Source organism: Paenibacillus dendrobii, from assembly GCF_009807035.1.
In the GTDB taxonomy this organism is placed as follows: domain Bacteria; phylum Bacillota; class Bacilli; order Paenibacillales; family Paenibacillaceae; genus Paenibacillus_AQ; species Paenibacillus_AQ dendrobii.
Genome location: NZ_WUBI01000001.1, coordinates 789294 through 803771 on the forward strand (window position 1 = coordinate 789294; position 14478 = coordinate 803771).

Consider the following 14478-nt stretch of genomic DNA (forward strand, 5'->3'; position numbering starts at 1 on the left):
TCATTTTGAGCTTAGCCTATTGCTAGCCTACCCTTTATTAATCCGTGATTTACATAGCATGCTTACAATAAAATGTTCTTGTCATTTACATATCGGGGCAGCCGATCAGAATGGCAGGCTGCCCTCATGAATTTATTGAGCTATCGTTGTCCGTTTAAATATATGTTCTTGCCGTCTTGCATCAATTTTTCCAGAAAAACAAATCTGCTTTACCTCCGCCCAGTGCGATATCAACCTTATACTGTTGGCCTTTAACATGAGTCATCTTCACCTTCTCAACCTGACCCGTCAAGCTGTTCACTCGATACAGGGACTCCTTCTTGCCCTTCATATCAAAGCTCAGCGTTATCTCTTGCTTGGTATGGTTCGATGATCCGTCATCTCCACCAGCCGTTAATCCATTCATGATCATAAAGTATTTTGTGGCATTTGCTGGCAACGCCTTCAAATCTTTCTTCGTTAACCCTTCCAGAGGATCAAAATAACCAATTAATACATCTCCTTTGTGACCGAGATTCGCTCCTCCGGTATTCCGAACATCAATATTTTGAATGTACGGGTCCGCTGACGGTTCCCAAAGTGCAATGGATTCCGGTTTTTGATTCAATACCATACTATTGCCCTCGGCATGTTCCCCCGGAATGATGCGAACATCCTTACTGTTCAAACGGACAAGATAATCCCCGAATTGGTTTCCCTGTTTCGCGAGTTCAGCGAATTGATCGTAAGTCTTTGACAAGCTCCCGTCTTTGTCGTGGAAAATAAATGTATTACCATTGTCCTTCTCCCAACGGAACAAGTTAAGCCATTTCCCTCCCATGGTCCAGGTAGCAAAAGAAACGATATTGAGCTCAGACTCGGAAGGAATGTAATCTTTTCCGGACTTAAAGCCTTGTGTGTATTGTCCAAAAGCAATCGGGGAACGTCCCGTTCCGTCATAACCCTCCAAAGCAATGGTACGGTAGCTATTTATATGATCGTACAGCGCCTTGACGCTTCCGCCCGGATATTGAGCGTTGGAATCAAAGTAATAATAATCATAGGCCAATAAATCGGGTTTTGCAGCTCGGGTATAGGCCCTCAATTGTTCGGCGTTCCATTGACCTGCCCATTGATTGGAAAGCACGATTACATTCGGATACAATTTACGGCTTAAATCAAACCAACCCTTCAAGGATTTAACGACAGATGCGCTAAAATCTTCTTCGTCACCAAATTGCATGCTAACGAGATTGGACAGATTTGCCCTTTGCTGTTCATTTAGAAAATGCTCTTGCGATGTCGGTGCTGCAACTAAATGCTCTGCGAATGGGGCTTTCGCCAAAGACCATTGGGACCCGGGGAGCGTATCATGAAATGTTTGGTTGTACATCGGGGCTTCATAGTACGTTGGCGCCGTAAAGTGAATATTCTTCCATTCCTCTACCGTAGGGAAATAACGTCCCGTCTGATCCGTAGAGATCCATGCTTGCTGCTGCAGTCCTTTATCGATCAACACCCGTTGTCCTCGGGACAACCCCGGATTTGTGTTCGTGTTATAGACTTCAAGCTCTGAGAGGCCGATTCCGGAAACGCCGGATCTTACATCGAATTGTAATCTTAATTTACTGCTGGTGACGGCCTTGAACTCAACTTTTTCTTTAGTCGAAGATGATGTGCCTTGAAACACTGCTTTCCACTTCGAACCATTCCAATATTGAATGGTATACTTGCCGATCTTTTCGGTGGGCTGCGAGAAATCTACCCTGTTCAACGTAATGCGATTACCAAAATCCACATCAAGCGTCGCAGACTTGATGGTATCCTCCGTTTTCCAATAGGATCCCAGGTCCGCATCTACGGCTTTGGTGCCTTCATATAACGGATCTGTTTCAGGTTCAGCCGGGATGTCTGCTGTGTTATACACACCGATATCCCAGAAACTCGGTTCTGCTTTAAACGCATTTATGATTACCCTTACTTTACTACCTGTCACCGGAGAAAATTCTGCAAGTTCCGGTTGAAATTGATCCTTATCGGTTACATTTGTATAGCCTGCTTTCACTTTTCCGCCTGAATATGCATCATGCCAAGCACTGTCCTTCCAGTACTGTATTTTATAACTCTCAACCCTGTCGTGAAATTGCATCAGTTCTACTCTGTCAAAAGTAGTCTCGCTTCCCAAATCAATATCTAATGTATGAGTCATCTCAGCATCTGTCGTTGCCCAGCGTGTACCGGGATCACCATCCACGGCCATCTCACCGCTATACTTTTCACCTTGTATATTGCTTGCTACTACTGGTTTATGGAGTGCAAGGTTATTCCTTGGAACCACCTTACTTACATTACTTACAACGACGGTCTTGTTATAAGCCAGATTACCGAGTGAATCCGCAATCTGTGCATACGATTTTCCATCCGTAGGTATGCCCTCAGCTAATGCCATCGTTGGCGACAACATGAATGCCAGGGTTAACGGGAATACGATCAACTTTTTCAAGTCAAGCCCTCCTCATATCAATGGTTAAGGTGACGATCTTTCAAACCTTCTTAGAATTCAGGCGGAGTACCTGCCCAAAGACTCTGACTATTCACGATGTCCCTCCTTTCGTGATCTTGCATCGTTTAAAGCAGCTTGTCTGTACTAGGCCCATATGATGTGCGGCAAGTATAATATGCAGATGTAAATGCTTACAACAAACTATTTTCTCTACATAAACTAATTTCCCTAAAAGGTGCCGTTCGCGGGTTATAGCCCCAAAGCCTGTATACTTCACACAAAAAAGCCGCATATCATGCGGCTTTTAACAGTCTATATGTTCTTGTCGTCCGATACCTTATCATGTGTACGGTGACATAAATTTTTCTCCCTTTTATGGCTGCAGAGACGCTGTTAATAAATCTCTTTCAGCAGTTCAATAACTTCGTCTAGGGTGAGGCCAAAGGACTTATAGTAGGATGCGTCGCTTTCCATTTGATTCAGGATCATTTCATTGCGTATGCGCAGCATTTCATCGGGCGAGAATTCAGCGACAAAACATCCCTTACCTGTTACGGTATTGATCAAACCGCTTCGTTCAAGCTCTTCCCATGCTTTCTTTACGGTGATGACGCTAACGCGAAGCTCCAGGGCCGCTTGTCGGATGGGCGGTAGACAATACCCGCTTTCGAGCTCCCCTTTCAGAATTTGGGCACTGATTTGTTCGAAAAGCTGCTGATAAATCGGTTTTTCAGATGTGCTCGAAATCGAAATGTTCATAAGATTTCCACTTTTAGGAATCGTTTGACCGCCAATCGATAAGAAATCATAGTGAATGCAACAAATATCACCATTCCTGCCGTTAGAATGGATATCTGAAGCGCCGTATTGTGGGCGCCGGTACCATTGAAAATGTTCGACACAAAAGAACTCTGAATTCCAATCCATTGCGCGACTCCGCCAAAAAGCATAGCGGCTGTAATGGATGCGGTCGCAGCCCCGCCGAATTTATAAGCTGTCTTGTAATACATGGGAATAAAGAACAAGTTGAAGATCCCGAGCATGACAAAACAAAGTCCCCAAAAACCCATATGCGGTGCGAAGAAATAGTAGGTCAAATGTGGATATAAGCGAATCGTAATCAGGCCATAGATCATGGCAATGACAAGATGCAAGATTTCCAGAATAACTATAACGGACAACCTTGCTTTTACCATGTCTTTTTTGGTTACGGGCATCATCGATGTAAATAATAAATCGTTCTGTGCTCTATACTGGCCAAACATATTCGGTATCGTGATCCAACAAAAATACAGAGGTACGAGAAAATAGAGCCAGCCGGGAACAAGCATTAAAGCGCCCATGATAAGAGGAAGGACGAAAAACATAGGATTTACTCCTAACTTCAAATCCTTCAAGACCAAGTTATACATACATATCCTCCTTTTTTGCGAAATAAATCATGATTTCCTCGAGGCTCGGCGTGATCGCTTTAATATCGATAGAGGAATCAAAGTCTTGGGAATGGATCAATCCCGTAAATCCGAATGAATTGATTTTATAGGAAATCAGCTGTTCTTTCACCAGGTTTAGCTGGTTTTCGTTACCACTCAGTAAGCGGTAGGACTCCATAAATTCGAATTTCTCAGAACTAGCGATGATCTGCCCATTTTCGATATAGGTAATAAAATCAGCGCATTTTTCCAAGTCGGATGTAATGTGAGTAGAGAAAAGAATGCTGATTTCACCATCGACCACGAGTTCTTGAAAAATATCCAACAGATCGTCTCTTGCGACCGGATCGAGACCGCTTGTCGGTTCATCGAGGATGAGCAGTTTCGCGCCATGGGATAAAGCAAGGGCCAAATTATACTTAACTTTCATCCCTGTCGACAATTCGGCGATTTTTTTGTTTTCATCCAATTTAAATCTTTTTAGATAGTTGTAATAGGTTTCATCATCCCAATTCTTGTAGAACTTCTTAATGACATCGGTCAACGTTCTGATCTTGCTGCGAGTATAGAAATCGATGCCGCCAAATGCGCATCCGATGTCCTGCTTTAATTCGATCTCGTGTTCGGCGGCGTTCTTGCCCAAAATACGTACTTCGCCGCTATCGATATGAATCATTTTCAAGATCGATTTTATGGTGGTCGTCTTTCCCGCGCCGTTAGCACCGATAAACCCCATAATATAGCCCTTTTCCAATTGAAACGATACATCTTTCAACTGAAAATTCGGGTATTTCTTATTTAAGTTTTGAATGTCTAATGCCAGCATACCGTACCTCCTCATCAAATTGTGTATGTTGTGTATGCACAATATATCACGAGGTGATTTTGAAGTCAATTGGTTTATACCCTAATTTTGGTTATTTTTTATTGAGTAAGTAAAACTCCGAACGAACATGAAAAAAGCCACTGAAAAGGCACCGAAAACGTGCCTTTTAAGCAGTGGCTGCAGCAATGGAAAATTACAGTATTTCAATGTACCCTTCTGTTCCATTCACGCGAATTCGTTGCCCGTCTTTGATCCGTTTGGTAGCATTCTCCACGCCGACAACGGCTGGTAAACCATATTCACGCGCAATTACGGCTCCATGGGTCATCAGTCCGCCAACTTCGGTGACTAGACCTTTGATGGATACGAATAATGGTGTCCAGCCAGGGTCGGTAAAGGACGTGACTAATATATCTCCATCTTCCAGATCGGCATTTTCCATGTTTAAAATGACACGTGCCCGGCCCTCTATAACTCCGGAAGAAACCGGCAGACCAGCTATGGCTTCGTCCGGGAGATTTTCCCGTTTGTACTCGCCTACAATGATTTCGCCATCCGACGTGATCACGCGCGGTGGAGTCAGTCTGTCATAGATTTTGTACTCGTCTTTTCGATTACTGATGATTTGGTCATCCAGTTTATGAGTTCGAACGACTTCGTGAAGTTCTTCGAAAGCGAGATAGTAAATATCTTCTTTATCATGAAAAACGCCCGCTTGTACAAGTCGTTCGGCTTCCTTCAGTAAAGCCTGCTTATAAACGAAGTAGCGGCTAACATAACCGTATTTGGGATACTCTCTATACCCGATGAAATTCCGAATGATGTCGATCATTCGTTTGGTTTCTGTAGCCTTTTGTTCTCCATCCGATAATTGCTTCAATCGATCGATTAACTCTTGTTCTTTTTCCATAGCTTCCTTGCGTCCTTGCTCGAATTTCCGATGGCTTTCTTGAGGCTGAAAGTTTTTAATATTACCCAGAATCAATGGGACAAGCGTAATGGGTTTTTCGCTCCAACGCGTTCTGGTGATGTCGATTTCTCCGGCACACCGCATGCCGTATTTGCCCAGGTAAGCCAAGATCGCGTCTTGGGTTTCCTGCCCGCCCTCAAATTTAGGGAGTTCATCCAGAAAGTTTTCTTCTTTTGCATGCTGCAAATAATCAACGACCTCCGGATAAGGACGGATCACGTCCGCAACATCCAATAGGGCCAAGCCCATTTCCGAAGTAATATTATTGGGCACAGATTGAGAAAGCGTATCGGCTGCGTTGTTTTCGCCTAACCACTCTTTCATCTTTTCATTGATCCATGCTGAGGCATTCATAGCAGCCATAAACACGCTTGTACTTTGGGGATTAAATAAGATCTTCTTTAATTCCTGAATATCTTCCAGAATAAAATCAAGCAAATCCGATCCCGATTTCGTTTGGATATTTTGTGTTAACTCTTCGATCGATGTTTGACTAAGTTTCATCAAATCGGAAACGATTGTCGGGTCATTCTCGAAATGTGCCGGCATAACTGTATTGCTTCTGTTCGGAATCGGTGCTGTTTGATCATTGGGTAACAATTTGATAAAATCTCGCTCTATGATGGTCATGAGTGCGCCTTTGATGAGCGGATCGGATGCCATGGTATTTAATAAAGCTTCCCGGCCGGCGGGTGTAGCCAGCCTAGATGCAACATCAACAAACAACCTCCCGCCGGCTCTACGCATAGGTGCAGCAGTAATTAACAGGTAAAAAGACAATCCCAATGGTTTTATGGGATCTGTCATCATTTGCTGGTGACCAACTGATAGATAGACATGATTCTCTTGATCATTCGCTTCAGGGATCGGGTATAAAGTCGTGATCGGACGACTCTGAACGATATAAAATGTATCATGGGCCAAACACCATTCGATGTCTTGGGGACAGCCAAAATGAGCTTCAATCCGTTTGCCGATGCTCGCCAGTTGCAATATTTGTTGATCCGTAAGCGTCTGATTCTTTTGCTGGTCAGGGTCGATCTGCCGGGTCTCTGTTCCGCCTTCTTCTCGTCCATAAATCGCTAATGTTTTGGTTGCGATTCTTTTATCGACGATTTCCCCCTCCCGTACTTTATAGCCATCGGCAGATACCAAACCAGAAACCAGCGCTTCTCCAAGTCCAAAACTGGCATCGATCGAGAGCGACTTTCGGCTTGAAGTCATGGGATCAGCGGTAAACAAAATCCCCGAGGCCTGTGGGAAAACCATCCATTGAACGATAACGGATAAGTGCACTTGACGGTGGTCGAATCCGTTTTGCATACGGTAGATGACCGCGCGATCCGTAAAGAGTGAAGCCCAACATTTGCTGATATGCTGCAAGATGGCATCGACGCCGATGATATTTAAATAGGTGTCTTGCTGACCCGCAAAAGAGGCATGCGGCAGATCTTCAGCAGTCGCACTTGAGCGCACTGCGTAAGCATGGTTCTCGCCAAACCGGGAGAGATAGTGAACTACTGCTCTCACAACATCGGAAGGAATTTCTGCTTCCATGATAATTTGCCGGATCTTCCTGCTGATTTCACCGATTTGATCACGATCTTCTGCTTTTAGCATGGTTAGTCGATGGAGCAAAGCCTGATACGTTTCATTTTGTTCGATGGCTTGTTGAAATCCCACCGTTGTGACACAAAATCCTTCCGGTACTTGGATTCCTTGGATTTTGGAACATTCTCCTAAATTCAACCCTTTTCCGCCAACGAGCAAGAGCTGCGTTCTTTCTATTTCGTGAAAACCGAGAACCAAAGAATTCATTCGACATCTCTCCTACCATTAAATTGAGAAAATAACCATTTGACAGGATTTCACCGGCGTGATATATTTAAAATATAAGATGAGTTTACTTTGCCTTTAACCATCGAGTCAGAAGTGGTTTGATTATATCATTGTGGCTTTTTATATGCAATATCGAAGAACCTGACAAAACTGTCTAGGTTTTTTTGATTTTTCTCTATCAATAATCCTTGATTGCCACTCTATTAAGCTTCGTCCGGAAGCCCCACCACTCTCTGTTTATATTCCACCGTCATACTTTCTGTGTCCAACGAACCCGATTTAAACACACCCTGCTGGTCGTCACTGAATACATATTCTTGTCTGTATACGGGAAAGGATATATGTTCTTGTCCTAAGCAACAGACAAGAACATATATCCTTAGATTTAAAAGAGCATCGGTTTTACGGATATCATTGCGAGCTCTGATTCTGGCTTATGAGGATACCCGGTTGATACGCAGCCGTACCATGTTCCCTGGAACCATATTGAACCCAACCGAGAGATCCTTGATTGGAAGGAGATGAAATTCGTAATGACAATATTTTGTTCCCTGATATCGCGGCATTCACTTCTGCGGTGATGTCGATCAGGACTGGTGTACTCGTAGCCGGTACAGACCATGAATTGATCATTGAGCCTACTGCCGGCTTATTGTTCCAGGTAAGACCGGATTCGATCCAACTATTGGTCGCGACGGATTCAAGTTGATTGACAAGGCCGGAACTACCTGCCGATACCGGAACCAATCGCAGCATAGCACTGGAAACCGCCCCTGATAAGGATGACAAATTGAATTTCAAATAGGCGTACCGGGTATAATCGGTTGTTTCCGTCTTAACATCCAACACGGCTGAGCTTCCATAATTAACGGCTGCATAGATGCCGTCACGAACCGAGGCATCTGCTTCAGGGTTTAACGTTTGCTGATTCCCGGTCGTGCCTGATAAGGCGAACTTGGCGGCAAATGTTTTGCCCTGTGCGCCATTGACGTTGATCGTCAGCTTGATCGTCGGCGACAACTGGTTGACCGTAATGCCAGGATCAAGCATGAGTGGCTGGCTGGCCTGACGATTAATTTCTACTTCGATTGTCCCGGTATTCGACTGTGTAGGGTCGGACACGCCTATGCTAATGTCAGAAGGTGTCTCGATCGTAGTCATCGAAGCCTTCTTGTTGCTCGTGATGAAGTTTTGTCCGTCTACGCTTACTGTCTTGGTGCCGTCGTTCCAGAAATTGACGCCGACCGCGTTCAGTGTTTTCTCTTTGACTGCATGCGCGGAAGCTGAATTCTCGAGAATTTGAATGTCCGGCTGGGAAGCATAAGCCGATACGGCCGATGCATCCCGGTTGGGTAACGTTACGTAGGCATAGCTTGCGCCGGATGGATTGTTACCGTGATTAATCGCGAGACTCAAATAATTCCGGGAATAGCTCGTCGAACTTTCTCCGGAATTCACATCGTGCCAAGAACCTGTACGCGTTTCGCGCAATCCGGCAACTGACGTTGAATCAGGGAAATAATAACCCATTCCGGCGCCTGGTACATTGCCGGCGAGTTGGATCCAATCAACACCATTGATCGATTGCGACCATCCGATATTCGTCGGCATGGAAGAGCCATTCACCTGCAAGGCATTAGTGCCGGATTCGTTCAACTTCCGATTATCGATAATCGTCTCGGCCTTGCGATTGTCCGAGCTTGCGATCCCCGAGCCCAGTGCAACGATTTCATCATCGAACATGAACCATGATTTCTTACCTTGGAGAGATGTTCCGGTGTTCTGGGCCATGGAGAAATCCATGCCTGCCGAACCCAATGCACCATCTACGCTCGAGCCTCCCACCCAATTGCGCGGATTCCTGTACGAGCCCCAATTCCCCGGTGTGCCACTCCCCGAACCGTCAGTTGTCGTTCCCGGCAGCCGTTTCATATCTATAGTGGCCCAGTAGTTGTCGGCGTACTGGTTCACATCGGCATTATACAGATACGTCATGCCGACCCCGGTCCACCAACCCTTTGAATTTTCTCCGTTCCCGTATTCAAACGCCGAAATACGATTGGAGAACATGCTGATCCCGAATCCGAAATCGGGACGATTGTGGACGGCTCGTGCCATGGACGCGAACATGCGGTTCATGGCAAGAGGTCCTCTGGACGGTACGGTGGAATCATTCATGATCGATTTGGTCATTCCGATAACCCGTATCGAGAGACCGTCCAATTCGTTCCACGACGGATCGGATTCAACCCAATATTTGATCATGCTCATGAAATGCTGCGAATCGGCCGGGGATGCACTCTGCGCCAGCAGCGCAATCGAAGCGAGCGGCGGACGGAAAGGTCCGGTCTGGGCTCTGGATATCGCTCTGCCGTAGACCATATCCATCATGGTTGCATTATATACAAGCGGTTCATAAGCATCCTTCACCCATCGGTATACGTTGGCAACGTTTGGGTTGGTAACAGCCCAGGTCGAGCCGCCAAGTAGATAGAGTAGCTTGGAAACACCGCCGAGCAGTACGTTTCCGTAACTGCCGGTATAGGCAATATCGGTATGCTGGACGAAAGATCCGTCGGCATAGAAGCCATCTCCACTCGTTACATAGCCAAAAATTTGTGTGAGCGCATCGCGTGCCTGTGCAATCTTGGCAGACGATTTGCCAATTATGCCCCGAAGCGCCACGACCTGTGCTTTATCGCTCCGGTTAGCTCCGGTCATTGCAACGCCTTTAACACCCAGTGTCGATCCAACCGTTGGGTCCGGGTTGAATTTGTCCAGAGCCTTGATCTGCTGGGCAAGCTGCGATGGAGCCATGTCGTCATACATCAGGATCAGAATGTCGGTCAGATATTGGGGCGCGCCGATTTCCCAATCCCACCAGTTTCCATATGCCGACTTGTTCTCGTTGTACCGATTGGCATATATCCAATCCAGACCGTTCACGATATCGTCTCCAAGTGCTGAATTGTTGTATAAGGATGAGCCTCTTGTTGCATACGCCACGGCCATTGCCTTCAGCCGACCGAAATTGTCCGACACATGCGCGGAGTTCGTCGTGCTGGCCAGGTCGCTCCACAGAAACGTGCGTGAGGAAGATGTGTCCATCGTATTCCAACGTTCGTTAGCTGTATTCGTAATTTCTTGTATACGTGGCGCGATATCTGGGTCGGAGGGATTGTAGGCGGAATCCCCCGCCAGCATCTCCTTCCACTTGGTGCGCAAGCCGTCATATTCGTCAGCAGCCGATGCTGTCGGAGAATAATTGCTTCCAATCACCCCCCATAAGAAAAAGACTGTCAACATGCTTGATACCCATTTTCTTGCCGCTTTTGTTTGCAATTTATCGGTCTCCTTTCTTCCTTCGAATGGTTGACTCGCCAAAAGAAATTTGTCTCATCACCCCCTTCCAGGCGGAGTTAACGCCATCGGAGTCATCCAAAAAAGGTCTACACGTGCAACCCTCGTCTTGTTGAGAAATTCCATTCCGTCATACACAAGAGCGAGAAAAAAGCCGCGTTCAATCCCTCATGCTGCAATGTGGCGCCAAAACAACATTGTAAAAGAACGAGGCAGATTGAATACGGCTCAATTTGTTAGGAAGTAGATTCGCAGGATATCATCACGCTTTAGGAACTCTGTTTTCAGGTGAAGAGAGAAATGGTGTTTAACAGGGTATTGAATAAGGCCTCTACCCTATGGGTAGGTCTATTGATGTAATATGGTTGGGAAGTAACGTTGAAAGGTAAACCGATAGGAAATTTATGACGGACAAGCCCGGGGGATCGCGTTGACAAAGAACCGGACATATTCCGGTTCTTCGCCTCAAATATTTGCTTGTTCTTGGACTTACCGACTAACTTCTGAACATAAACGGGTTATTGCGGCTCCAGGAACATACCAGTCTTACCGATTGTCCGGCTCATGCATAGGCAATTCTGCGACAAGTCCGTCGCTTTGGCGGATCCATGTCTCGAATTGGCGCTCGCCCGCTTTTAATCGAATGACTCTAGCTCCCGTTGGAAACATATCGTTGCGCACACCGTCTACATAGCTAACGTAACGAGTAGATCTCCCGTAGCATAGACGGATACCATACAATGTCCCGCAGTAATCGTTGGAGTGGTCATGGCCTACGAACGTGCCCATAACATTCCCCATCTCCACCATAGCGGTGAATAAGCCGGAGTTCACTTGTGGCGTACTGATCCATTCGATGCAATGGCCCTCGCACACTTGGGTCTTCCACACCTCTTCGTATTCCGGCAACGGAATATGGAAAAATGCCAGTGCAGGCAAAGGCGTTCCGCTATTGTGCTCGGCCAATTGCCGGGATTCGGATACGTACCATTCGATTTGATCGCGGCGTATCCAGTCATAACCTCCCACCGCATCCAATTGTGAGTAATCGCCGCTGTCGAGGAAAAACAATGAAGCTGCCGGATTTCCCTTAGAATCATCAACCGTCAGCACATAATTTCCCGATCCGCTCACGCCCGGAGGATCCGGTTTGGCTACGCAATATTCATGAAGGAGCTGCTCCTCATGCATTCTCTTTCGCGGCAAGCTCCCTTCCGAATCATGATTGCCTAACACAGCTGCCCATGCAACGCGGTTTTCCTCAGCGACAGCGATCGCGCTGCGAAACGATTGAAGCGGATCTTTGCTTCTTGCGCTGGCAATCAGGTCGCCCGCAAAAACAATAAGATCAGGCTGCTCAAGCTCGATAATTCTTTCCATCGTCGCCTTCGTCATTGAATCGAGCAACGGCGTTTCAGGATCCAGATCCTGCGTGTCAATAAACTCTGTATCGGAGAACTGTACGATAACGAACGTTCCGTCTTCACGAAACTTCAGCTTCTTTTCCAAGGTATACCCGCTCCTTTGTCACATATTCCTTCCAATACCACAGCCCGATCAAAATGAATACAGCAGCACACGCCAAATACATCGATGTCACGCCATACCGTAAACCGACCACCCAATAAATCAACGTCGGACCAATCGCCGCCCCCAAATCAGTAGATACGGAATAAGCGGTCATGACCGTAATAACGGAAGTGCTCTTCGCGGCATCCGAGGCCATGGCGTCCATGATTGTGCCAAGCGCGGTGCTTGTAACCATAACGAAAATGACAATACAGATCCAGAGACCGATCGGCAGCTTCCAAGGAAGCAAAGCGTAACCGGCCGCCGCACTCGCCAACGACAGCATAAACAAAGGAAGTCGTCCTCTTCGACCATCCGTACGTTGTCCGAACCACCTTGCCAAGAACGGTTCCCAAGCACAGCGGAGCGCCGTTAATGTTCCGCCTAACGCCGTGCTGCCGATGACCAACCCGAACCACGGTACCCCCTTAGGATAACTCGTATCGATGAGATAAGTGAGCGTCGCGCCGAATACGGCGAGCAGCAATGAAACAGTTAATCCGCTTATGACGATTTTCTTCACTTGCAATGACCACACCGTATTTCCGCTACCGCGAGGTGAGTCTGGTTGAGCTGTTCCGGATGCTTTCCCCGCTTTAATGGATGCCGCAATCAAAGGAAGACCGGCCAACGCCATTGTACCAAACAATATCGACACGGATTGCAATCCGAGAATGGGTACGAGCACTCCTCCGAACAACACGCCTACCAAACTGCCAAGACGCCATAACCCGTTATACGTCCCCATGAAGCGCCCGCGGTTCGTATTGTCGGAATAACGAATAACGGTCAAATAACCGCCCATCCGCATTAAGGACCATGCAATCCCCCATACCGCCCGAAGCGCTACCCACAGAATGAATCCCTTGAAGACGCCGTATCCCACGGTTGTAAGTGCCGCTAATCCAACGGAGAGAAACAGACCCGTTCGAAGTGACATGCGATGGTACAGCCAACCAATGGCAGGATTAAGGGGAAGCCTTACGAAACGGTTGACGGACAGCAGGACTCCCACCTGCCAAAGCGCGTCCAATCCAACTTCCTTCCAATACACCGGGAGAACAATATACAGCATCGAATCGCCGAAGAGGGTAAGTGCGGTAACGATGCCGATCATCGCAATCTGTCTCTGATCTTTTGTACTTCCGCCGCTTGTCATAAGTCAACGATCAGGCCATCATAGGCTACCTGAATGCCGAAGGGCCTGAAAGCACTTTCAAAATCATCATGCAAAAACCCGGAGTTATGAGTAAAGTGAGTTACATAAATTAGACCGTTCCCGTCCAAGATACCTTCTTCCTTCCATATGCGCTGAACCTCCAGTACGGTTTCAATTCCCATATGATTTGGATTTCGAACATTGTTCGTAAAGCTATGCGTGCAATCAAGAATCGCCATATCAATAACTTTGCCTTTAAGCCATGCCCAAGTATCGTCATGCAGCCATCCGGTGTCATTGCCGTAAAATAGCGTTTTACCCCCTTTTTCAATATAAAACAGCAAACAGGTTTCCAGTTGGTCATGATTTGCGAGTAATGGGGTTATTTTTGTATTGCCTAATGAGATCGTCTCGAACGGACGCAGTAAGTGGAATGCAAACCTATTGCTACCAGCAACTTGGCCCAGCGCCATCCCGCTCTGACAAATTGCCGCATCGTTGCCGTAAATATGTAAGGGATGATCGATACCGTGCGCAAATCCTTCAATCCGGTTATACAAATCAGATGGTTGAAAATGATCGTAATGCGTATGCGTGAACAAGAGATGCTCAACCGCTCCCAAGTCGATCCGATCACGAAGCGCCTGCATGTGGGAATCAGCGGAATAATCAACCTTAATTACGTCATCGATCAAAATAGAGCTTCTCGTTCGAATGTTTTTTTCTCCGAGCGACCTCGCTTTGCGACAGGCTTCGCAGCGGCAAAATGGGTTTGGAAATCCTTCCGCTGCAGCCGTTCCAAGAAAATGGATCTTCATTGGTCTCTCCTCCCTTTGAGAA

9 protein-coding genes are annotated in these 14478 nt (G+C 46.6%); all 9 read right to left on the reverse strand.

Going from position 1 to position 14478, the window contains the following annotated elements; all coding sequences use genetic code 11:
* Positions 1-181: 181 nt before the first annotated feature.
* Positions 182-2482 (reverse strand): discoidin domain-containing protein, encoded by a 2301-nt coding sequence (locus GRF59_RS03370; protein ID WP_160496239.1) that lies wholly within the window; start codon positions 2480-2482, stop codon positions 182-184.
* 393 nt (positions 2483-2875) lie between these two features.
* A complete protein-coding gene (locus GRF59_RS03375; protein ID WP_160496240.1) occupies positions 2876-3241 on the reverse strand; it encodes a GntR family transcriptional regulator in 366 nt (121 codons plus the stop codon).
* Complete coding sequence (locus GRF59_RS03380; protein ID WP_160496241.1) at positions 3238-3894, reverse strand: ABC-2 transporter permease; 657 nt, start codon at positions 3892-3894, stop codon at positions 3238-3240. The genes GRF59_RS03375 and GRF59_RS03380 overlap by 4 nt, the downstream gene beginning before the upstream one ends.
* Positions 3887-4741 carry an ABC transporter ATP-binding protein gene (locus GRF59_RS03385; protein ID WP_160496242.1) on the reverse strand — a complete coding sequence of 285 codons (855 nt, stop codon included), beginning with the start codon at positions 4739-4741 and terminating at the stop codon, positions 3887-3889. Before GRF59_RS03385 ends, GRF59_RS03380 begins: the two co-directional genes overlap by 8 nt.
* A 193-nt stretch (positions 4742-4934) precedes the next feature.
* A complete protein-coding gene (ppsA, locus tag GRF59_RS03390) occupies positions 4935-7529 on the reverse strand; it encodes a phosphoenolpyruvate synthase (RefSeq protein WP_160496243.1) in 2595 nt (864 codons plus the stop codon).
* Between the two features lie 432 nt (positions 7530-7961).
* On the reverse strand, positions 7962-10892 hold the full coding sequence (locus GRF59_RS03395; protein WP_237391611.1) for a polysaccharide lyase family 8 super-sandwich domain-containing protein: 2931 nt from the start codon (positions 10890-10892) through the stop codon (positions 7962-7964).
* 564 nt (positions 10893-11456) lie between these two features.
* Entirely contained in the window at positions 11457-12419 is a 963-nt protein-coding gene (locus GRF59_RS03400; RefSeq protein WP_160496244.1) for a metallophosphoesterase family protein, read from the reverse strand.
* Positions 12394-13638, reverse strand: coding sequence for an MFS transporter (locus GRF59_RS03405; RefSeq protein WP_160496245.1), 1245 nt, complete (start codon positions 13636-13638; stop codon positions 12394-12396). Before GRF59_RS03405 ends, GRF59_RS03400 begins: the two co-directional genes overlap by 26 nt.
* Entirely contained in the window at positions 13635-14456 is an 822-nt protein-coding gene (locus GRF59_RS03410; RefSeq protein WP_160496246.1) for an MBL fold metallo-hydrolase, read from the reverse strand. Before GRF59_RS03410 ends, GRF59_RS03405 begins: the two co-directional genes overlap by 4 nt.
* Positions 14457-14478: the final 22 nt, after the last annotated feature.